This is a genomic window from Acidovorax sp. BLS4 (assembly GCF_032929295.1).
In the GTDB taxonomy this organism is placed as follows: Bacteria; Pseudomonadota; Gammaproteobacteria; order Burkholderiales; family Burkholderiaceae_C; genus Paracidovorax.
This window is the reverse complement of sequence record NZ_CP136797.1, coordinates 4,129,642-4,149,713: the sequence shown is the minus strand read 5'-3', so window position 1 is coordinate 4,149,713 and position 20,072 is coordinate 4,129,642. Positions and strand designations below refer to the sequence as shown.

Here is a 20,072-nt window from a genome sequence, read left to right as displayed (position 1 = left end):
GCCCTCCGGCCACACCCTCATATTCAGACACCTCTTTTTTCCAAGGAGCCGACGACATGTTTCTCGATCATCTGCAGCGACTGGAAGCCGAGAGCATCCACATCCTGCGCGAGACGGTGGCGGAGGCGGACAACCCCGTCATGCTGTATTCCATCGGCAAGGACAGCTCGGTGATGCTCCACCTCGCGATGAAGGCGTTCTACCCCGCACGGCCGCCATTCCCGCTGCTGCACGTGGACACGCTTTGGAAGTTCCGCGAGATGATCGCCTTCCGGGACCAGCGGGCGCGGGACACCGGCATGGAGTTGCTCGTGCACAGCAACCCCGACGGCATCGCGATGGGCATCGACCCGTTCGTGCATGGATCGGCGGTGCACACCGACCTGATGAAAACCCAGGCGCTCAAGCAGGCGCTGGACCACCACCGGTTCGACGCCGCCTTCGGCGGAGCGCGCCGCGACGAAGAAAAATCGCGCGCCAAGGAACGCGTGTTCTCGCTGCGGTCGGTGCACCACCGCTGGGATGCGCGGCGACAGCGGCCCGAGCTCTGGCGGGTCTACAACACCCGCAAGCACCAGGGCGAGAGCATCCGCGTGTTCCCCCTCTCCAACTGGACCGAGGCGGACATCTGGCAATACATCGCACGCGAGCAGATTCCCATCGTGCCGCTGTACTTCGCCAAGGAACGGCCCGTGGTGGAGCGCAACGGGATGCTGCTCATGGTGGACGACGAGCGCCTGCCCCTCGCCCCGGGCGAACACCCCCGGATGCGGCGGGTGCGCTTTCGCACGCTGGGCTGCTACCCGCTCACCGGCGCCATCGAAAGCGATGCCGATTCGCTGGAGGCGATCATTGCCGAGACCCTGGCGGCGCACACCTCCGAGCGGCAAGGCCGGGCCATCGACCACGATGGCAAAGGCTCCATGGAACTGAAGAAACAGGCGGGGTATTTCTGATGAGCGGCACCCAACCCTATCCCGCGCCGCAGCGCAGCCTGCTGCGCGTCATCACCTGCGGCAGCGTGGACGACGGCAAGAGCACGCTGATCGGCCGGCTGCTGTACGAATCCAAGAGCCTCTACGAGGACCAGTTGCAGGCGTTGGCCGCCGACTCCCGCAAGTCAGGCACGCAGGGCGGTGCGCTCGACTTCGCGCTGCTGGTCGATGGCCTGGTGGCCGAGCGGGAACAGGGCATCACCATCGACGTGGCCTACCGCTACTTCTCATCGCCCACGCGCAAATTCATCCTGGCCGACACACCGGGCCATCTGCAGTACACGCGCAACATGGCCACCGCGGCCTCCAACGCCGGCGCGGCGATGGTGCTGGTGGATGCGCGCAAAGGGGTGCTCAGCCAGACCCGGCGGCATGCCTACATCGCCGCGCTGCTGGGCATCCGGGCCCTGGCCCTGGTGGTCAACAAGATGGACCTGGTGGACTACCGCGAAGACCGCTTCGCCGAGATCGAAGCGGAGTTCTGCGCGCTGGCGCAGCAGATGGGCCTGCCTGCCCCGGTGTGCATTCCCATGTCGGCCCTGCGAGGGGACAACCTGGTCGAGCGCAGCCTTCAAACGCCGTGGTACCAGGGGCCCACGCTCGGACAGTGGCTGGAGGCCACGGAGGTCGACGAGGCAGGCGCCGCGCGACAGCCGCTTCGGTTTCCGGTGCAATGGGTAAACCGGCCGAGCGAAGACTTTCGGGGCCTGGCAGGCACGGTGGCAGCGGGCAGCGTGCGCGTGGGTGACGCGGTGGTGGTGCAGCCCCGCGCCCAGCTGGCACGCGTGAAGCGCATCGTCACGTACGATGGGGATCTGCCGGCCGCCACGGCGGGCCAGTCGGTCACCCTGGTGCTGGATGCCGAGCTCGACGTCTCGCGCGGCGATCTCATCGCCGACCCGGCCTCTCCCGCGGAAGTGGCCGACCGCATCGAAGCCGACATGGTCTGGTTCAGCGAAACCCCTCTCTTTCCTGGCCGCGGGTATTGGCTCAAATGCGGCCCCCGCACCGTGGGTGCGACCGTCACGCGCATCGTCCACCGGGTGGACATCGAAACCTTCGACCGGCTGCCTGCGGACCAGCTCGACATGAACGCGGTGGGCCTGGTCGAGCTGACCCTGGACCAGCCCATCGCCTTTGACGCCTACGACCTCAACCGCGACGCCGGCGGGTTCCTGCTGATCGACCGGATCGACAACGAGACCTCCGGGGCGGGCATGCTCGTGCGTGCCCTGCGCGATGCCGACAACCTCGTTTGGCACCACACCCAGGTCAGCAAGGCGCAGCGGGCCGCCATCAAGCACCAGAAAGGCTGCGTGCTGTGGCTCACCGGGCTTTCCGGCGCCGGCAAATCGACCATCGCCAATCGGGTGGAGCAGCAGTTGCACCGGCGCGGCTGCCACAGCTTTCTGCTGGACGGGGACAACGTCCGGCACGGCCTCAACAAAGACCTGGGGTTCACCGATGCCGATCGGGTCGAGAACATCCGCCGGGTGGGCGAAGTCGCCAGGCTGATGGTGGATGCCGGGCTGATCGTGCTGGTGGCTTTCATCTCGCCGTTCCGTGCCGAACGGCGTGCAGCGCGCGCGCTGCTGGAGGCTGGCGAGTTCCTGGAGGTGTTCATCGACGCGCCGCTGGAGCTCGCCGAGCAGCGCGACCCGAAGGGGCTGTACCGAAAGGCCCGCAGCGGCGCCCTGAAGAACTTCACCGGCATCGACTCGCCCTACGAGCCGCCGGAGCAGCCGGACATCCACATCCAGACGGCGTACATGTCGCCCGAACAGGCCGCCGACTGCATCGTCTCCCGGCTCATCGCCGCGGGGCTGGTGGTGCCGCCCTCGGCGGCGCGCACCGCCGCCACCGCATGAGCCGCACCGGCTCCGCCGGCACGGGCGCCGAGTCGCACTGGGACGCCATCGTCCTGGGCGGGGGCATGGCCGGGGCCAGTTGCGCCTGGGCACTGGCGCAGCACCGGCGAGTGCTGCTGCTGGAGCGCGAGGCGCATTGCGGCTACCACGCAACCGGCCGTTCGGCCGCCCTGTTTTCAGAATATTTCGGTAACCGGACGGTCCGCGCGCTCACCGCGGCCAGCCGCCCGTTTTTCGAAGCACCCCCTGTCGGCTTTGCTTCAGTGCCGCTCGTGGCGCCGCGCGGCGTGGTGGCGCTGGCAACGCACGACGACGTGGACTGCGGCCGCATCGACACCGCCCTGGCTGCCGGCCACCATGCCCACCAACCCGCCCGCGTGATCGGGCTGGACGCGGCGCTGTCGCGCTGCCCGGTCATCGACCCGAGGCCTTACCGCTGCGCCGTGTGGCGCCCCTCGGTCATGGACATCGACGTCGATGCACTGCACCAGAGCTACCTGCGCGGCATCCGGGCCGCCGGCGGCCGCGTGCAGACCGCCGCGGGGGTCGAATGCGCCGAGGGCGATGCGTCGGGCCACTGGACCGTCCACACGGTGGCGGGCCGGTTTCACACGCCCTGCCTGGTGAACGCCGCAGGCGCCTGGGCCGACGAGGTCGCGCGCCAGGCCGGCGTGGCGACCATCGACCTGGTGCCCAAGCGGCGCACCGCCGTGATCGTGGACCTGCCCGACGGCATGCCCGGCCAGCCCGCGCTGGCGTCCTGGCCGATGGTGACGGACCTTGCCGACACCTTCTATTTCAAGCCCGAGGCCGGGCGCCTGCTGGTCAGCCCCAGCGACGAAACCCCCATGCCGCCCTGCGACGTGCAGCCCGAGGAGTGGGATGTGGCCGTTGCGGTCGATCGGCTGCAACAGGCCACCACCCTGGCGGTGCATCGCGTGGCCCACCGCTGGGCAGGCCTTCGCAGCTTTGTTGCCGATGGCTCGCCCGTGCTCGGGGCCGCCGGGAATGCGCCCGGCTTCTTCTGGGCCGCCGCGTTGGGCGGGTACGGCATCCAGATCGCACCGGCGGTGGGACAAGCCTTGGCCTCCCTGGTCCTCACGGGGGGCCTGCCGGACCATTTCGTCGAACGCGGGCTTTCGGCCGCCGCTCTGAGCCCGGACCGGCCCACCCTTGCCGAAGCCCCATGCGAGCGCCTCGAAGCACTGCCATGAGTGGCAGTGGGCCTGAATCGGAACGCCATGGGCGCCTGGTCGATGCGGCCGGCCATCTTTTGCCCAATGGCTCAGGCCAAGCCGCTACAGGGCGCGCCTGCCCTTGCCCCAGGCGCGTTCACGCAGCGGCCAATACACGGGCCATCCAAAAGGCAGCCTCCCCTGACGCTCAGGTCAGCCGGCATGCTGCTTGAGCACCGTCGGTTCCAACAGCGCACCCGGCCACATCTGCACGAGATAGCGGTCTTCGCCTTCCAGCCCATCGGGAGACAGCGAATCCAGACCCGCGCTGGACAGCCTGACCCGGTACGTTCCAGGCGGCACATCGAACCGGGCCGCATCGGGCAAGTAGTCCGTGCCCCCCCCCACGACGAGCGGGCCTGTGGCAATGGCCACCGATCCATCGACCACATGATCGAACCGGGCCAGGTCGGTCTGCGGCTCGGCCTCAAGCAACTCCAGGGTCACCGGCACCGGCATGTTCCGAGCAGTGCCAAACCCGACGACGCCCTGCGACACGGCCAGCATGCGAAGCGTCGCGGCCTCGTCCCAGGCGCTTGCCAGGTCGCCTGGCGCCGCCTCGTCCTGAAGGTAGAACTGGTGGTAATCCGCGAAAAGGGTCAGGCGATGGGATGGCATGGCGGGAGGGCTTTCAGCTGCGCGGTTTGACTGCGGCGCTCCGCGGCGCCATCGATCGGTTACGCCCGATCCTAGCGCCGGGCGAAAGTGCCATCCAGACGCCACCAGACCGTTCAGCATCAAAAAGGCCTCCAGCGCAATAAAAACGCCGGCATATAGCTATCATTTCAATAGCAAAAGAAAAAGCCCGCCGAAGCGGGCTTTTTCTTCAGGGTGGCAGGCGCCGGTCAGGCGGCGACGCCGTCCGCAACTTCCTTGTACTCCTCGATCTGGTCGAAGTTCATGTACTTGTAGATCTTGTCGCCGTTCTGGTTGAGCACGCCCACATCCGCCAGGTACTCTTCCTTGGACGGAATGCGGCCCAGCTTGGAGCAGATGGCCGACAGCTCGGCGGAACCCAGGTACACGTTCGTGTTCTTGCCCAGGCGGTTGGGGAAGTTGCGGGTGCTGGTGGACATCACCGTGGCGCCTTCCTTGACCTGTGCCTGGTTGCCCATGCACAGCGAGCAGCCCGGCATTTCCATGCGCGCACCGGCCGCGCCGAACACGCCGTAGTGGCCTTCCTCGGTCAGCTGGTGCGCGTCCATCTTGGTGGGCGGCGCCATCCACAGCTTGACCGGGATGTCCTTCTTGCCTTCCAGCAGCTTGGAAGCCGCGCGGAAGTGGCCGATGTTGGTCATGCACGAGCCGATGAACACCTCGTCGATCGTCGCGCCGGCCACGTCGGACAGCGTCTTGGCGTCGTCCGGGTCGTTGGGGCAGCAGACGATGGGCTCGGTGATCTCGGCCAGATCGATCTCGATCACGGCAGCGTACTCGGCATCTTCGTCGGGCTGCAGCAGCTGCGGATTGGCCAGCCACGCTTCCATGGCCTTGATGCGGCGCGTGATGGTGCGCGCATCGGCGTAGCCCTGGGCGATCATGTTCTTGAGCAGCACGATGTTCGAGTTGATGTACTCGATGATCGGCTCCTTGTTCAGGCGCACCGTGCAGCCGGCGGCCGAGCGCTCGGCCGAGGCGTCGGACAGCTCGAACGCCTGCTCCACCTTCATGTCCGGCAGGCCTTCGATTTCGAGGATGCGGCCCGAGAAGATGTTCTTCTTGCCCTTCTTCTCGACGGTCAGCAGGCCGGCCTTGATGGCGTACAGCGGAATGGCATGCACCAGGTCGCGCAGGGTCACGCCGGGCTGCATCGCGCCCTTGAAGCGCACCAGCACCGATTCCGGCATGTCGAGCGGCATCACGCCCGTGGCGGCGGCGAACGCCACCAGGCCCGAGCCGGCGGGGAAGCTGATGCCGATCGGAAAGCGCGTGTGCGAATCGCCGCCCGTGCCCACCGTGTCGGGCAGCAGCATGCGGTTGAGCCAGCTGTGGATGATGCCGTCACCGGGCTTGAGCGAGATGCCGCCGCGCGTGCTGATGAAGTCGGGCAGTTCGTGGTGCATCTTCACGTCCACGGGCTTGGGGTACGCCGCGGTATGGCAAAAGGACTGCATCACCAGATCGGCGCTGAAGCCCAGGCAGGCCAGGTCCTTCAGTTCGTCGCGTGTCATCGGGCCGGTGGTGTCCTGCGAGCCGACCGAGGTCATGCGCGGTTCGCAGTAGGTGCCGGGCACCACGCCTTCGCCTTCGGGAAGGCCGCAGGCGCGGCCGACCATCTTTTGCGCCAGCGTGAAGCCCTTGCCCGTCGCGGCGGGGTTCTGCGGCAGGCGGAACAGCGTCGAAGGCGTCAGGCCCAGGGCCTCGCGCGCCTTGGCGGTGAGGCCGCGGCCCACGATCAGCGGAATGCGGCCACCGGCGCGCACTTCATCGAACAGCACTTCGCTCTTGACCTCGAACTCGGCGATGACCTGGCCGTTCTTGAGCGCCTTGCCGGCGTAGGGCAGCAGTTCGATCTCGTCGCCCATGTTCATCTGGCTCACGTCCAGCTCGATGGGCAGCGCACCCGCGTCTTCCATGGTGTTGTAGAAGATCGGGGCGATCTTGGAGCCCAGGCACACGCCGCCGAAGCGCTTGTTCGGCACGTAGGGGATGTCTTCGCCGGTGAACCACAGCACGCTGTTGGTGGCCGACTTGCGGCTGGAACCCGTGCCCACGACGTCGCCCACGTAGGCCACGAGGTTGCCCTTGGCGCGCAGGTCTTCGATGAACTTCACCGGGCCGCGCTTGCCGTCTTCTTCCGGCGTGATGCCGTCGCGCTTGTTCTTGAGCATGGCCAGCGCATGCAGCGGAATGTCGGGACGGCTCCAGGCATCGGGGGCGGGCGACAGATCGTCGGTGTTGGTTTCGCCGGTGACCTTGAGCACCGTGAGCTTGATGCTCTGTGGCACTTCGGGGCGGCTGGTGAACCACTCGGCGTCGGCCCAGCTTTGCAGGACGGCCTTGGCGAATTCGTTGCCCTTGTCGGCCTTTTCCTTGACGTCATGGAACTGATCGAACATCAGCAACGTCTTCTTGAGGCCTTCGGCCGCGACGGACGCCACGGCCGCATCGTCCAGCAGGTCGATCAGCGGCGTGAGGTTGTAGCCGCCCAGCATGGTGCCCAGCAGCTCGGTGGCCTTCTCGCGGCCGATCAATGCGCACTTTTCCGTGCCGTGGGCCACGGCCGCCAGGTAGCTGGCCTTGACCTTGGCGGCATCATCCACACCGGCCGGCACGCGGTAGGTGATCAGGTCCACCAGCGTGGCTTCTTCGCCGGCGGGCGGAGCCTTCAGCAGCTCGATCAGCGAGGCGGTCTGCTTGGCCGTGAGAGGCAGGGGCGGAATGCCCAATGCGGCGCGCTCGGCCACATGGTCACGGTAGGCTTTCAACATATTTTTCTCCGGTGGGTTTTTGGTGTGTGGGGCTGGCCATGGCAGGCCCTGCGGTCCGGGCGCAGCGGGTGCACCCGGGCAAGAAGAATCACTGGGCCGGTGCGGATGCAGCCGCTGGCGCCGCCACGGTGGCAGGTGCGTTGGCGGAGGCAGGCAGGGCTTCCAGCAGGCTGGGCTGCGGGTTCTTCTTGATGGATTCGGTCACGGCGACCTGCTGCGGGCTCATGCACTCGTCAGCCAGGCGCTGGCCGAGCTTCTGGTTCATGAGCATGGACTTGTTGGCGATCTGGATCCACACGGCGCCGGCCTTCTGGTCCTCCAGGCGCACCGCGCCCGTGCTGGTCGCGATGGGCGACATGTAATAGTTGAAGCCCTTGCCGTCGATGCGGAAGTGGCCCGGCGACTTGGCATCGGCTTCGACATGCACGGAAGCGCCCAGTTCGCAGGGAATGTGGCCGGTGTGCACGCGTTCGGCGATGGCCAGTTCCTGCGGCGTCAGGGCAGCCTCGGCCGCGATGATGCCGGTGGCCACCTGGTTGGTGGCGCTCTTGAGCTGCGTGCGGCTGCTCGTGGCCTTCTTGGCCGCGGCCGGCTTGGCTGCCGCGCTCTTGGCAGCTGGCTTGGCCGCGGGCTTGGCCTCGGCGGACTTCTCCTTGGCGGCGGCCTTGGCAGGTGCGGCCTTGGCCGTGCTCTTGGCCGGTGCGGGCTTGGCGGGAGCGGCGTCTTGCGCCATCACCAGCGCAGGGGCCAGCAGCATCAGGGCAGAAGCGATGAAGGTTTTCATGGGAACTCCGACGAAAAAGGAGGTGTGGGGAACTTGATGGTGGGACGGCTCAGGCCTGTGGACCCGCGGCCGGCTGGGCAAACCAGGCCTGCGCCGCGGCGGGCAGCGCGCGGCCGGTCTGGTGCGCACGCTCCAGCACCTGCCAGAAATAGCGGTAGCTGGCGCGGTCGTGCAATACGCCATCGACGCTGACGGGGGCCCAGTCGGCGTGCGCGGCGGTGGAAAGAAGCTGGGCGGCCTGCGCGATCTCGTCCTGCGCGGGAGCGAAGGCTTCCAGGATGGGGCGGATCTGCGCCGGGTGGATGCTCCACATGCGCGTGTAGCCCAGTTGGCGCGCGGCGCGCCCGGCCGCCGTGCGCAGGGCATCGGCATCGTTGAACTCGGTCACCACGCAGTGGGACGGCACCTTGCCGTGGGCGTGGCATGCCGCGGCGATCTCGAGCTTGGCGCGTACCACCAGCGGGTGCTCGAACTGGCCCTGCGATCCCATGGCACTCGCGGGAATCGCACCGGCATGCGCCGAGACGAAATCCATCAAGCCGAAACTGATCGACTGCACGCGCGGATGGGCGGCGATCTCGAAAGCCCGCTGAATGGCCGCGGGCGACTCCAGCAGCACGTGCAACGGCACCTGCCCTGCCGATGCGGCGAGCAGGGCCTTTTCGGCGTGCAGCACGTCGTCCACCGACTCGACCTTGGGCACCATGATGTGGCACAGCCGCGTGGCGGCTTCGCCGGCGATGGTGGCCATGTCTTCGGCGAAGGCGGGGTGGTCCACGGCATGCACGCGCGCGGCCACCCGGGCACCGGGGGATGCGGTGCGAGCCAAATGCGCCACGAGGGCGGCATGCTCGCGCTCGCGGCCCACGGGGGCACCGTCTTCGCAATCGAGGGTCACATCGAACACGCAGCGGCCCAGCTCGGCCGCCATGGCGGCTTGCAGTTCCAGGCTCTTGCGCATGCGCGCTTCCACGCCGCTGTAATGGTCGCAGACCGGCAAGCGCATGGCACTGGCCTGGGCGCCCATGAGCACCGCCGCGGGGTGGGCACCAGTCGCGCTCATGACGGGCGCTGCGCCACGATGAACATGCGCGGGAACGCCAGCAAACGGCGGCCATCGCTGCGCACGGCATAGGCCGCGGCGATGCGGCGCTCGTACTCGGCCAGGAAGCTCTCGCGCAACGCATCGCCCAGCGGGTCGATGAAGGGCTTGAGGCCCGTGGCGCGCACCCATTCGACGATGGCCGCAGGCGACGCCATCACATGCTGGTAGACGGTGTGCCACACGTCGATGCGCTCGGCGCGCGTGGCCAGCAGGTCGTAGTAGCCGCCGATGTCCAGAAGCTCGGTGCGCAGCGCGTCGGCATCGCCGATGGGCTCGCGCCACGGAGCCTCGGCCGCCACTTCGCGCATCAGGCGGTGCGTGGGCTCCTGGCGGTTGTCGGGCATCTGGATTGCCAGCACGCCGCCGGGGGCGAGGCTATCGAACAGGCGCGGAAAGAGGTCGCCATGCCCTCCCACCCATTGCAGGGAGGCATTGGCGCAAATGAGGTCGGGCGCCGTGTCGGGCACCCAGCGGGCGATGTCGCCCAGCACGAAGGACACGCCGGGCAGGCGCTCGCGCGCGCTGGCCAGCATGGCTTCGGAATTGTCGATGCCGGTCACCTGCGCCTGCGGGAAGCGCCGCACCAGCAGCTCGGTGGAATTGCCCGGCCCGCAGCCCAGGTCCACCACGTGGACCGGCGCGGAATGGGGCACCCGCGCGAGCAGCTCCTGGGCCGGGCGCGTGCGCTCGTCCTCGTAGCGGCGGTAGAGCGCGGGATTCCAGTCGAGCATGAAAAAACGGAACCCGAAAAAATTACAACAGGTGCTTCACGCCGTCTTGCTCGCCTTGCAGCTCGGCCAGCGTCTTGTCGATGCGTTCCTGGCTGAAAGCGTCGATTTCCAGGCCTTCGACGACCTTGTACTCGCCGTTTTCGCAGGTGACAGGGAAACCGAACATCACATCCTTCGGAATGCCGTATTGGCCATCCGAAGGAACACCCATGGTGACCCACTTGCCATTGGTGCCCAGGGCCCAGTCGCGCATGTGGTCAATGGCGGCGTTGGCTGCCGAAGCGGCCGAGGAGGAACCGCGCGCCTCGATGATGGCGGCACCGCGCTTGCCCACCGTGGGCAGGAACGTGTTGGCGTTCCATTCCTGGTCGTTGATCGTCTTGGCGACGCTTTCGCCATCGATGGTGGCGAAGCGGTAGTCGGCATACATCGTGGGCGAGTGGTTGCCCCACACGGCCAGCTTTTCGATGGCGGCCACGGGCTTGCCGGTCTTGGCGGCGATCTGGCTGGCAGCACGGTTGTGGTCCAGGCGCAGCATGGCGGTGAAGTTCTTGCGCGGCAGGTCCGGCGCGCTCTTCATGGCGATGTAGGCGTTGGTGTTGGCAGGGTTGCCCACGACCAGCACCTTCACGTTGCGGCTGGCCACGGCGTTCAGCGCCTTGCCCTGGGCCGTGAAGATGGCGCCGTTGACGGCCAGCAGCTCGGCACGTTCCATGCCCGGGCCGCGGGGGCGCGAGCCCACCAGCAGGGCGTAATCCGCGTCCTTGAATGCCGTCATGGGGTCGCTGTGGGCTTCCATGCCGACCAGCAGCGGGAAGGCGCAGTCGTCGAGTTCCATCATCACGCCCTTGAGCGCCTTTTGCGGGCCTTCGACGGGCACTTCGAGCAATTGCAGGATGACGGGCTGGTCCTTGCCCAGCATTTCGCCGGAGGCAATGCGGAACAGCAGGGCGTAACCGATTTGACCGGCGGCGCCGGTAACAGCAACGCGGACGGGCTTCTTGCTCATGAAAAACTCCAGAAAGTGGAAAAACGGGTGTCGGTGCAGTCGATGCACCAGCGCCAGTCAAACCAAGCAGCCCGTGCCCTGCAGAACAGCTCCCGAGTGTACCGCTGAAATCCGGATCCGGTCAATTTGTCTTATGTCTTATATAAGATATGATCCGGCCTCGCCGACGCGCGAAAACACCCCACCTTTGCCCCGCGCGCCAGCCGCCCCTCGATCCGCCGCCATGTCCACCCTTCCGGTTGCCGCCTCCGACAGCCCTGCGCTCCCCGCAGGAAGCGCGGGCGCACCCACGCCAGCCTTCAGCCCGCTGTACCAGCAGATCAAGGGACTCATCCTGCACAGCCTGCAGCATGGCGAATGGAAGCCGGGCGAATCGATCCCGAGCGAGATGGAACTGGCCGCCCGCTTCCGCGTGAGCCAGGGCACGGTGCGCAAGGCCATCGATGAGCTGGCGGCGGAGAACCTCGTCGTTCGCCGCCAGGGCAAGGGCACCTTCGTCGCCACGCATGCCGAGCGGCACGTGCAATACCGGTTCCTCAAGCTCATGCCCGACTCGGGCGACGCCCGGGTCGAGGGGCCGGCCCAGCGCCACATCATCGAATGCCGCCGCATCCGTGCCAGCGCCGAGATCGCTCGCGCTCTGGCGCTGCGCAGCGGCGACGCCGTGGTGCATGCCCGGCGCATCCTGTCGTTCGGCGACGTTCCCACCATCCTGGAAGACATCTGGCTGCCCGGGCAGGCCTTCAAGGGGCTGACCGCCGAGCAGATGTCCAGCTACCAGGGCCCCACCTACGCCATGTTCGAAATCGATTTCGGCGTCAGAATGGTGCGCGCCGACGAGAAGCTGCGGGCGGTGCAGCCCGATGACGAACAGGCGCGGCTGCTGCAGGTCGCACCCGGTACGCCGCTGCTCAGCGTGGAGCGCATTGCCTATACCTACAACGAAGTTCCGATGGAGTTACGCAAGGGCCTGTATCGCACCGATACGCACCACTACCACAACGAACTGAGCTGAGACTGCCCGACCATGCCGATACCGCGCGGTGAAATTACGCCGTACCGAAACACTGCGGTTGTTGCATTGCAATAGAATTTTGGGTTGTTTCGTTCGCGCGAAATTACAAAGCAGTTACATCCACGAAAGCACCGCCATGACCGAGATCGCCAAAAAGCGGCCTGAATTCCGCAACATCAATGCCCTCACGGACCTGCCCACCTACCGCCTTCCTGCCGCAGGATGGGTGTCGATCCTGCACCGCGTCAGCGGTGTGATCATGCTGGTGCTGCTCCCCTTCATCCTGTGGATGTTCGACACCTCGGTGTCCTCCGAAATCTCCTTCGGCAAATTCAAGGCCGCCTTCACGGTGGGCCTGGGCTTCGTGCCGGGCTGGTTCCTCAAGCTCGTCGTGCTGGCCCTCATCTGGTCGTACCTGCACCACTTCACCGCCGGCCTGCGCCATCTGTGGATGGACGTGAGCCATGACGCGGTGAACAAGGATTTCGGCAGCAAATCCGCCACCGCCACGCTCGTCATCAGCATCGCCCTCACCGTCGTGCTCGGCGCCAAGCTGTTCGGCCTGTACTGAGCCGCGCCGGCTTATCCCACGAACCCCACAAAAAAAGGATCTTCTATGTCCGTGAACTACGGCTCCAAGCGCATCGTCGTCGGTGCCCACTACGGAGTGCGCGACTGGCTGAGCCAGCGCGTGACCGCCGCCCTGATGGCGCTCTTCACCGTGGTGCTGCTCGCCCAGGTGCTGCTGACCAAGGGTCCCATCGGCTACGACCGCTGGGCTTCGATCTTCTCGGCGCAATGGATGAAGGTGCTGACCTTCTCCGTCATCGTGGCCCTCGCCTGGCACGTCTGGGTGGGCACGCGCGATGTGCTGATGGACTACGTGAAGCCCGTGGGCTTGCGCCTCGCCCTGCAAGCCATCGCGATCTTCTGGCTCGTCGGCTGCGCCGGCTGGGGTATCCAGATCCTCTGGCGTCTCTGATCCAATCCCCCGCGACTGAAGGCAAATAACAATGAGCTACACCAAAGCGAACATCACCACGCGCAAGTTCGATGTCGTCATCGTCGGCGCCGGCGGCTCCGGCATGCGCGCCGCCCTCGAACTCTCCCGCGCCGGCCTGAACGTGGCCTCGCTGTCCAAAGTATTCCCCACCCGCTCGCACACCGTGGCGGCGCAGGGCGGCGTGAGCGCGTCGCTCGGCAACATGAGCGAGGACAACTGGCACTACCACTTCTACGACACCATCAAGGGCTCGGACTGGCTGGGCGATCAGGATGCCATCGAGTTCATGTGCCGCGAAGCCCCCAAGGTCGTGTACGAGCTCGAACACTTCGGCATGCCGTTCGACCGTAACCCCGACGGCACCATCTACCAGCGCCCCTTCGGTGGCCACACGGCCAATTACGGTGAAAAGCCGGTGCAGCGCGCCTGCGCCGCGGCCGACCGCACCGGCCACGCCATGCTGCACACGCTGTACCAGCAGAACGTCAAGGCCAAGACCAACTTCTTCGTGGAGTGGATGGCGCTCGACCTGATCCGCGACGCCGCTGGCGACGTGGTCGGCGTGACCGCCCTGGAACTCGAAACCGGCGAGCTGTATGCCCTGCAGGCCAAGGCCGTGCTGCTGGCCACCGGCGGCGCGGGCCGCATCTTCGCGGCATCGACCAACGCGTTCATCAACACCGGCGACGGCCTGGGCATGGCGGCACGCGCAGGCATCCCGCTGCAGGACATGGAGTTCTGGCAGTTCCACCCCACCGGCGTGGCCGGTGCCGGCGTGCTGCTGACCGAAGGCTGCCGCGGCGAAGGCGCCATCTTGCTCAACAGCAACGGCGAACGCTTCATGGAGCGCTACGCACCCACGCTGAAGGACCTGGCGCCGCGCGACTTCGTCTCGCGTTCCATGGACCAGGAAATCAAGGAAGGCCGCGGCTGCGGTCCCAACAAGGACTACGTGCTGCTCAAGCTCGACCACCTCGGTGCCGAGACGATCCACAAGCGTCTGCCTTCGGTGTATGAGATCGGCGTCAACTTCGCCAACGTCGACATCACGAAGGAACCGATCCCCGTGGTGCCCACCATCCACTACCAGATGGGCGGCATTCCGACCAACATCAACGGCCAGGTCGTGATCCAGAACGGCGACGTGCACAACCAGGTCGTCAACGGCCTGTACGCCGTGGGCGAATGCTCGTGCGTGTCGGTGCACGGCGCCAACCGCCTGGGCACGAACTCGCTGCTCGACCTGCTGGTCTTCGGCAAGTCCGCAGGCCGCCACATCGTGGACATGATCAAGGGCAGCGGCGAGCACAAGCCCCTGCCGGCTGACGCCGCCGACCGCACCCTGGCGCGCCTGAACCAGCTGCAGGATTCGAACGAAGGCACCTACGCCCAGGACGTCGCCAATGACATCCGCGCGTCGATGCAGCAGCACGCCGGCGTGTTCCGCACGCAAGAAGGCATGGATGAAGGCGTGGTCAAGATCAACGCCATCCGCGAGCGCGTGGGTTCCGTCACGCTCAAGGACAAGTCCAAGGTCTGGAACACCGCGCGCATGGAAGCACTGGAAGTGGACAACCTCATCGAAGTGGCACAGGCCACGATGACCTCCGCCGCCGCCCGCAAGGAATGCCGCGGCGCCCACACCGTGTATGACTACGAGCATCCGGCCGACCACGCGGAATTCCCGCTGGGCCGCAACGACAAAGAGTGGATGAAGCACACCTTGTGGCACAGCGCAGGCAACAACCTGACCTACAAGCCCGTGAACCTGAAGCCTTTGACGGTCGACAGCGTGCCTCCCAAGGTCCGTACGTTCTGACCCTACAAGCCCACGAGAAAGAACACCATGAAGCGCACCTTTCAAATCTACCGCTACGATCCGGACAAGGACGCCAAGCCTTACATGCAGACCGTGGAGATCGAACTCGACGGCCACGAGCGCATGCTGCTGGACGCCCTGGTGAAGCTCAAGGCGCAGGACCCATCCATCTCGTTCCGCCGTTCGTGCCGCGAAGGCGTCTGCGGTTCCGATGCGATGAACATCAACGGCAAGAACGGCCTGGCGTGCCTCACCAACATGAACACGCTCAAGGGCACCATCGTGCTCAAGCCACTGCCCGGGCTGCCCGTGATCCGCGACCTGATCGTGGACATGACGCAGTTCTTCAAGCAGTACAACTCGATCAAGCCGTACCTCATCACCGAAGGCATCACGCCCGAGAAGGAACGCCTGCAGAGCCCGGAAGAGCGCGATGAGCTCAACGGCCTGTACGAGTGCATCCTGTGCGCCAGCTGCTCGACGAGCTGCCCCAGCTTCTGGTGGAACCCCGACAAGTTCGTGGGCCCCGCCGGCCTGCTGCAGGCATACCGTTTCATTGCGGACAGCCGCGACGAGGCCACGGGCGCCCGTCTGGACAACCTCGAAGACCCCTATCGCCTGTTCCGCTGCCACACCATCATGAACTGCGTGGACGTGTGCCCCAAGGGTCTCAACCCCACCAAGGCCATCGGCAAGATCAAGGAACTGATGGTGCGTCGCGCCATCTGACCGCCATGGCCGACGACGAATTGCTCGACGAACGCGAGGCCGCCAAGCTGAAGTGGCGCAGCCGCCGCGGCCTGGTGGAGAACGATCTGTTCATCGAGCAGTTCTTCGCCACCTACGGCTCGCGCCTGACCCAGCGCCAGGCACAAGGTCTCACGACCTTGATGGACCTTTCCGACAACGACCTGCTGGACCTGCTGCTGCGGCGCAAGGAACCCACGGGCGAGATCGATACCAGGGGCGTCAAGGAAGTGCTTGAACAGCTGCGCCGCAGAGCGTCAGCACCCCCTCCACCGCTTGCGGGCTAACAACAGAAGGAAACTGGAAATGAAACTGGCAGACAACAAGGCAACGCTATCGTTCAGCAACGGCAGCCCCAGCGTGGAACTTCCCGTGTACCAAGGCAGTATCGGCCCCGACGTGGTCGACATCCGCAAGCTGTACGCGCAGACGGGCATGTTCACCTACGACCCCGGTTTCCTTTCCACTGCGGCATGCCAGTCCTCGATCACGTACATCGACGGCGACAAGGGCGAGCTGCTGTACCGCGGCTACCCCATCGAGCAGTTGGCCACGCAGTGCGACTTCCTGGAAACCTGCTACCTGCTGCTCAAGGGCGAACTGCCCAACCCCGCGCAGAAGACCGAGTTCAGCGACAGCGTGACCAAGCACACGATGGTCAACGAGCAGATGCAGTTCTTCCTGCGTGGCTTCCGCCGTGACGCCCACCCGATGGCCGTGCTGACGGGCCTGGTGGGCGCGCTCTCGGCCTTCTACCATGACAGCACGGACATCAACAACCCGCAGCATCGCGAGATCTCGGCCATCCGCCTGATCGCAAAGATGCCGACGCTGGTGTCGATGGCATACAAGTACGGCGTGGGCCAGCCCTACATGTACCCGCAGAACGACCTGAGCTATGCCGGCAACTTCCTGCGCATGATGTTCGGCACGCCGTGCGAAGAGTACAAGGTCAATCCGGTGCTCGAACGCGCGCTGGACCGCATCTTCATCCTGCACGCCGACCACGAGCAGAACGCCTCCACTTCCACGGTGCGCCTGTGCGGCTCCTCCGGCACCAACCCGTTCGCCGCCATCGCCGCTGGCGTGGCCTGCCTCTGGGGCCCCGCCCACGGTGGCGCCAACGAAGCCGCATTGAACATGCTGCACGACATCCAGGCGCAGGGCGGCGTGGAGAAGATCGGCGAGTTCATCAAGCAGGTCAAGGACAAGAACTCCGGTGTGAAGCTGATGGGCTTCGGTCACCGCGTGTACAAGAACTACGACCCGCGCGCCAAGCTCATGCAGGAAACCTGCAACGAAGTGCTGGCCGAACTGGGCCTCGAAAAGGATCCGCTGTTCGCCCTGGCCAAGGAACTGGAAAAGATCGCCCTGGAAGACGACTACTTCGTGCAGCGCAAGCTCTACCCGAACGTGGACTTCTACTCCGGCATCGTGCAACGCGCGATCGGCATCCCGGTGAACCTGTTCACCGGCATCTTCGCGCTGGCCCGCACCGTGGGCTGGATCGCCCAGCTGAACGAAATGATCGGCGACCCCGAGTACAAGATCGGCCGCCCCCGCCAACTGTTCGTGGGCGCGGAGCGCCGCGACGTGCAGCCGCTGGACAAGCGCTGAGCGGTATTTCTGGAGAGGGCCCTGGAATGGGCCTCTTCTCCGGAAGGCAAAGCCTGCAACATCGAATGCCAGTCAGCCAACGCTGGCTGGCATTTTTTGTTGGCATCCACGCCAAGGCTTTTTCTGGCGGCTTTGCGGAGGTTTATCCAAGCGATCCGAGACCACGGGAGCAAACCATTCGAGGCGCGACCTCGAAGACCCGGGACCAATTGCAAGAGCCGCATCCCCCCTGCCCCGCTGACACTTTGCGGCAGGACGCCCGAAAGCCCTTTCGGAAATAAAAAAAGCCTTCCAAATCGATGATTTGGAAGGCTTTTACCAATGGTTAGTTGGTAGGCGCGATTGGACTCGAACCAACGACCCCCACCATGTCAAGGTGGTGCTCTAACCAGCTGAGCTACGCGCCTGTGTGTATTCGAGAAGCGAGATTGTAGCAGTAAAAAATACACGTTCCAGGCAACTTCGCGCGCTTTCTTTCAACGGCGCCGCGCAGAGCGCACGCCTTGCACCGTGGCCACGATGCCAAGCACTTTGTTGAGCCGGCCTGAGTCGGCCACCTCCACCGTGAACGTCATCCAGGCCGTGCCTTTCACGGACTGCGTCTGAACGCCGATCACGTTGGTCTTCTCCCTGGCGAAGACCTCGGAAATGTCGCGCAGCAGGCCTTGCCGGTCTGCAGCCTCGACCGACACGTCCACCGGATAGACCGACGGGCCGGCACCGGCGGACGACTTGGATTGCCCCCACTCCACTTCGATGATGCGTTCGGCACTGCGCGCCGCCATCTCACGAAAATTGCTGCAGTCGGCGCGGTGCACGCTCACCCCTTTGCCGCGCGTGACGAAGCCCCGGATGCTGTCGGGCGGCGCAGGCTTGCAGCACTTGGCCAGTTGGGTCATCAGCGAATCGATGCCCACCACCAGCACCCCGCCCTTGGGCGCGGTCTCGGAGGTGCGCGTCTTCTTGAGCAGCAGGTAATCGTCCGGCTGCAGCACGGGTTCGGGCGGGCGCAGCAGCGTCTCGATGGTGCGCAGCGAGAACTCGTCCTTGCCCACCACTTCGAACAAGGCGTCCGCCGTCTTGAAGCCCAGCTGCACGGCAAGATCGTCGAGCTTGATGGCGGTCTTGCCCTCGCGCTGCAGCAGCTTTTCCACCGCCTCTCGGCCCCGCGCCGTGGTTTCATGCGTGGCCTGGGCGTTGAACCAGGCACGCACCTTGGCGCGGGCGCGGTGGCTGGTGAGGTAGCCCAGCTCGGCATTGAGCCAATCGCGCGACGGGCGGCCTTCCTTGACGGTGGTGATTTCGACCGTCTGCCCGTTCTGCAGCGGCGTGTTGAGCGGCACCATGGCCCCGTCGACACGCGCGCCGCGGCAACGGTGGCCGACACTGGTGTGCACCGCATAGGCGAAATCGACCGGGGTGGCGCCCTGCGGCAGCTCCACCACGGCCGCGTCCGGCGTGAGCACGTAGATGCGGTCTTCAAACAGCCCCCCGTGCTGCACGGTGCCCGCCATGTCCCGCTCCCAGGCCAGCAACTGGCGCAGCACCGCGATCTTGGCGTCGTATTCGCCGGAGGCCGAAACGCCCGCATAGCCTTTGGTGCCGGCCTCCTTGTAGGCCCAGTGCGCGGCCACGCCATGCTCGGCGTGTTCGTTCATGGCCTGGGTGCGGATCTGGATTTCGATGGCCTTGCCCGTCTCGTCGCGCACGACGGTGTGCAGCGACTGGTAGCCGTTGGGCTTGGGCTTGGCGATGTAGTCGTCGAACTCGGCATCAATCGGCTTGAAATGCTCGTGCACCCAGGACAGTGCGGCGTAGCAATCCTTCACTGAAGGCACCACCACCCGCAGCGCCCGGATGTCGAACACATGCTCGAAGTCGAGCGACTTGCCACGCATCTTCTTGACGATGCTGTAGATGTGCTTGGGCCGGCCCTGCACGCTGGCGCTGATGCTGCGGGCCCGCAGTTCGGACTCCAGCCGGCCGCGAAGCTGCTCCATGTACACCTCGCGCTCGGCCCGCTTTTCGTCCAGCAGCCGGGCCACCTGCTTGTAGGTCTCCGGCTCCAGGAACCGGAAGGACAGGTCTTCCAGCTCCCACTTCATCTGCCAGATGCCGAGCCGATTGGCCAGCGGGGCGAACACCTGCAGGGCCTCGCGCGCGATGCCGGGCGACACGGCGCGTTTGGTGGCGGCATAGAAGCGCAGGGTTTGCAGGCGCGAGGCCAGACGCAGCATCACGACGCGCAGGTCCCGGGAGAATGCGAGCAGCATCTTGCGCACGTTCTCGGTCTGCGTGGCGGGGTCGTCCACCGGCTGCCCGGCAAGCTGGGCTTCGCGTGCCTGCTGCTGCACGCGCATGAGCTTGGTGGTCTCCACGGCCAGGGCGGCAAAGTTCTGCCCGAAGGCTTTGGCGATGACCTCCTCGGGCTTGTTCAGGTGCGAGCAGGCATGCACCAGATAGCTGGCCGCCTGCATGGCTTCCGACCCACCGATGTTCTTGAGTATGGAGGCGACGGCTTCGGCATGCGCGAAGGTGTTCTCGCCGGTCTCCAGCGTCTCGCTGGACAGCAGCGGTTCCGCAAAGGCCCGGGCCCGCGCCAGCGCGCCCGCTTGCTCGGGCAGCGACAGCGCCGTGGCAGCGATGAGCTGCGGCACGGCATCGGACCGGGGCGACGCGCTCCCCGCGCCCCCCTGGCCCTGCATGCCGGGAG

General features: G+C 66.0%; 16 protein-coding genes, 1 tRNA gene and 1 pseudogene. 10 read left to right on the top strand and 8 right to left on the bottom strand.

Annotated elements, in window-relative coordinates:
* Positions 1–53: 53 nt before the first annotated feature.
* From cysD to R1Z03_RS19085, 3 genes and pseudogenes are all read left to right on the top strand, one after another.
* Positions 54–956, top strand: a pseudogene (cysD, locus tag R1Z03_RS19095) (sulfate adenylyltransferase subunit CysD); the annotation flags it as partial.
* A complete protein-coding gene (cysN, locus tag R1Z03_RS19090; protein WP_317353983.1) occupies positions 956–2,863 on the top strand; it encodes a sulfate adenylyltransferase subunit CysN in 1,908 nt (635 codons plus the stop codon). The pseudogene cysD and the gene cysN, both read left to right, overlap by 1 nt.
* Entirely contained in the window at positions 2,860–4,077 is a 1,218-nt protein-coding gene (locus R1Z03_RS19085) for an FAD-binding oxidoreductase (RefSeq protein WP_317353979.1), read from the top strand. Before cysN ends, R1Z03_RS19085 begins: the two co-directional genes overlap by 4 nt.
* Before the next feature lie 174 nt (positions 4,078–4,251).
* Here R1Z03_RS19085 and R1Z03_RS19080 read toward each other — a convergent pair whose 3' ends face one another.
* The 6 genes from R1Z03_RS19080 to R1Z03_RS19055 form a co-directional block, all read right to left on the bottom strand.
* A complete protein-coding gene (locus tag R1Z03_RS19080; protein ID WP_317353977.1) occupies positions 4,252–4,716 on the bottom strand; it encodes a hypothetical protein in 465 nt (154 codons plus the stop codon).
* 227 nt (positions 4,717–4,943) lie between these two features.
* On the bottom strand, positions 4,944–7,529 hold the full coding sequence (gene acnB / locus R1Z03_RS19075) for a bifunctional aconitate hydratase 2/2-methylisocitrate dehydratase (protein WP_317353974.1): 2,586 nt from the start codon (positions 7,527–7,529) through the stop codon (positions 4,944–4,946).
* Between the two features lie 88 nt (positions 7,530–7,617).
* On the bottom strand, positions 7,618–8,313 hold the full coding sequence (locus R1Z03_RS19070) for a hypothetical protein (RefSeq protein ID WP_284428820.1): 696 nt from the start codon (positions 8,311–8,313) through the stop codon (positions 7,618–7,620).
* 49 nt (positions 8,314–8,362) lie between these two features.
* Positions 8,363–9,376, bottom strand: coding sequence for an aldolase/citrate lyase family protein (locus R1Z03_RS19065; RefSeq protein ID WP_317353971.1), 1,014 nt, complete (start codon positions 9,374–9,376; stop codon positions 8,363–8,365).
* Positions 9,373–10,149, bottom strand: a complete 777-nt coding sequence (gene tam / locus R1Z03_RS19060; RefSeq protein ID WP_317353968.1) for a trans-aconitate 2-methyltransferase — start codon at positions 10,147–10,149, stop codon at positions 9,373–9,375. Before tam ends, R1Z03_RS19065 begins: the two co-directional genes overlap by 4 nt.
* Positions 10,150–10,171: 22 nt before the next feature.
* Positions 10,172–11,158 carry a malate dehydrogenase gene (locus tag R1Z03_RS19055; RefSeq protein WP_284399433.1) on the bottom strand — a complete coding sequence of 329 codons (987 nt, stop codon included), beginning with the start codon at positions 11,156–11,158 and terminating at the stop codon, positions 10,172–10,174.
* Between the two features lie 223 nt (positions 11,159–11,381).
* Here R1Z03_RS19055 and R1Z03_RS19050 point away from each other — a divergent pair, with 223 nt between their 5' ends.
* From R1Z03_RS19050 to R1Z03_RS19020, 7 genes are all read left to right on the top strand, one after another.
* Positions 11,382–12,173, top strand: coding sequence for a GntR family transcriptional regulator (locus tag R1Z03_RS19050; protein WP_284428823.1), 792 nt, complete (start codon positions 11,382–11,384; stop codon positions 12,171–12,173).
* Between the two features lie 136 nt (positions 12,174–12,309).
* Complete coding sequence (sdhC, locus tag R1Z03_RS19045; RefSeq protein WP_284399427.1) at positions 12,310–12,744, top strand: succinate dehydrogenase, cytochrome b556 subunit; 435 nt, start codon at positions 12,310–12,312, stop codon at positions 12,742–12,744.
* Positions 12,745–12,789: 45 nt separating this feature from the next.
* Positions 12,790–13,155 (top strand): succinate dehydrogenase, hydrophobic membrane anchor protein, encoded by a 366-nt coding sequence (gene sdhD / locus R1Z03_RS19040; RefSeq protein WP_272564085.1) that lies wholly within the window; start codon positions 12,790–12,792, stop codon positions 13,153–13,155.
* 31 nt (positions 13,156–13,186) lie between these two features.
* Positions 13,187–14,995 (top strand): succinate dehydrogenase flavoprotein subunit, encoded by a 1,809-nt coding sequence (sdhA, locus tag R1Z03_RS19035; protein ID WP_284428824.1) that lies wholly within the window; start codon positions 13,187–13,189, stop codon positions 14,993–14,995.
* 27 nt (positions 14,996–15,022) lie between these two features.
* Positions 15,023–15,724 carry a succinate dehydrogenase iron-sulfur subunit gene (locus R1Z03_RS19030; RefSeq protein WP_272548188.1) on the top strand — a complete coding sequence of 234 codons (702 nt, stop codon included), beginning with the start codon at positions 15,023–15,025 and terminating at the stop codon, positions 15,722–15,724.
* Between the two features lie 5 nt (positions 15,725–15,729).
* On the top strand, positions 15,730–16,029 hold the full coding sequence (locus R1Z03_RS19025) for a succinate dehydrogenase assembly factor 2 (RefSeq protein ID WP_317353955.1): 300 nt from the start codon (positions 15,730–15,732) through the stop codon (positions 16,027–16,029).
* A 19-nt stretch (positions 16,030–16,048) separates the two neighbouring features.
* Positions 16,049–17,359 (top strand): citrate synthase, encoded by a 1,311-nt coding sequence (locus R1Z03_RS19020; protein ID WP_284399417.1) that lies wholly within the window; start codon positions 16,049–16,051, stop codon positions 17,357–17,359.
* Positions 17,360–17,689: 330 nt separating this feature from the next.
* Here R1Z03_RS19020 and R1Z03_RS19015 read toward each other — a convergent pair.
* Together R1Z03_RS19015 and R1Z03_RS19010 are read right to left on the bottom strand one after the other, a co-directional pair.
* Positions 17,690–17,766 (bottom strand) — tRNA-Val (locus tag R1Z03_RS19015).
* A gap of 69 nt (positions 17,767–17,835) precedes the next feature.
* Positions 17,836–20,064, bottom strand: a complete 2,229-nt coding sequence (locus tag R1Z03_RS19010) for a bifunctional (p)ppGpp synthetase/guanosine-3',5'-bis(diphosphate) 3'-pyrophosphohydrolase (protein ID WP_317360430.1) — start codon at positions 20,062–20,064, stop codon at positions 17,836–17,838.
* Positions 20,065–20,072 lie beyond the last annotated feature (8 nt).

Bases quoted from the DNA above. Each gene is read 5' to 3' on its own strand.
- cysN (WP_317353983.1), top strand. From the start codon at position 956: ATGAGCGGCACCCAACCCTATCCCGCGCCGCAGCGCAGCCTGCTGCGC.
- tam (WP_317353968.1), bottom strand. From the start codon at position 10,149: ATGCTCGACTGGAATCCCGCGCTCTACCGCCGCTACGAGGACGAGCGC.
- R1Z03_RS19020 (WP_284399417.1), top strand. From the start codon at position 16,049: ATGAAACTGGCAGACAACAAGGCAACGCTATCGTTCAGCAACGGCAGC.
- R1Z03_RS19065 (WP_317353971.1), bottom strand. From the start codon at position 9,376: ATGAGCGCGACTGGTGCCCACCCCGCGGCGGTGCTCATGGGCGCCCAG.
- R1Z03_RS19030 (WP_272548188.1), top strand. From the start codon at position 15,023: ATGAAGCGCACCTTTCAAATCTACCGCTACGATCCGGACAAGGACGCC.
- R1Z03_RS19055 (WP_284399433.1), bottom strand. From the start codon at position 11,158: ATGAGCAAGAAGCCCGTCCGCGTTGCTGTTACCGGCGCCGCCGGTCAA.
- sdhD (WP_272564085.1), top strand. From the start codon at position 12,790: ATGTCCGTGAACTACGGCTCCAAGCGCATCGTCGTCGGTGCCCACTAC.
- R1Z03_RS19025 (WP_317353955.1), top strand. From the start codon at position 15,730: ATGGCCGACGACGAATTGCTCGACGAACGCGAGGCCGCCAAGCTGAAG.
- R1Z03_RS19050 (WP_284428823.1), top strand. From the start codon at position 11,382: ATGTCCACCCTTCCGGTTGCCGCCTCCGACAGCCCTGCGCTCCCCGCA.
- R1Z03_RS19085 (WP_317353979.1), top strand. From the start codon at position 2,860: ATGAGCCGCACCGGCTCCGCCGGCACGGGCGCCGAGTCGCACTGGGAC.
- R1Z03_RS19010 (WP_317360430.1), bottom strand. From the start codon at position 20,064: ATGCAGGGCCAGGGGGGCGCGGGGAGCGCGTCGCCCCGGTCCGATGCC.
- sdhC (WP_284399427.1), top strand. From the start codon at position 12,310: ATGACCGAGATCGCCAAAAAGCGGCCTGAATTCCGCAACATCAATGCC.
- R1Z03_RS19070 (WP_284428820.1), bottom strand. From the start codon at position 8,313: ATGAAAACCTTCATCGCTTCTGCCCTGATGCTGCTGGCCCCTGCGCTG.
- acnB (WP_317353974.1), bottom strand. From the start codon at position 7,529: ATGTTGAAAGCCTACCGTGACCATGTGGCCGAGCGCGCCGCATTGGGC.
- sdhA (WP_284428824.1), top strand. From the start codon at position 13,187: ATGAGCTACACCAAAGCGAACATCACCACGCGCAAGTTCGATGTCGTC.
- R1Z03_RS19080 (WP_317353977.1), bottom strand. From the start codon at position 4,716: ATGCCATCCCATCGCCTGACCCTTTTCGCGGATTACCACCAGTTCTAC.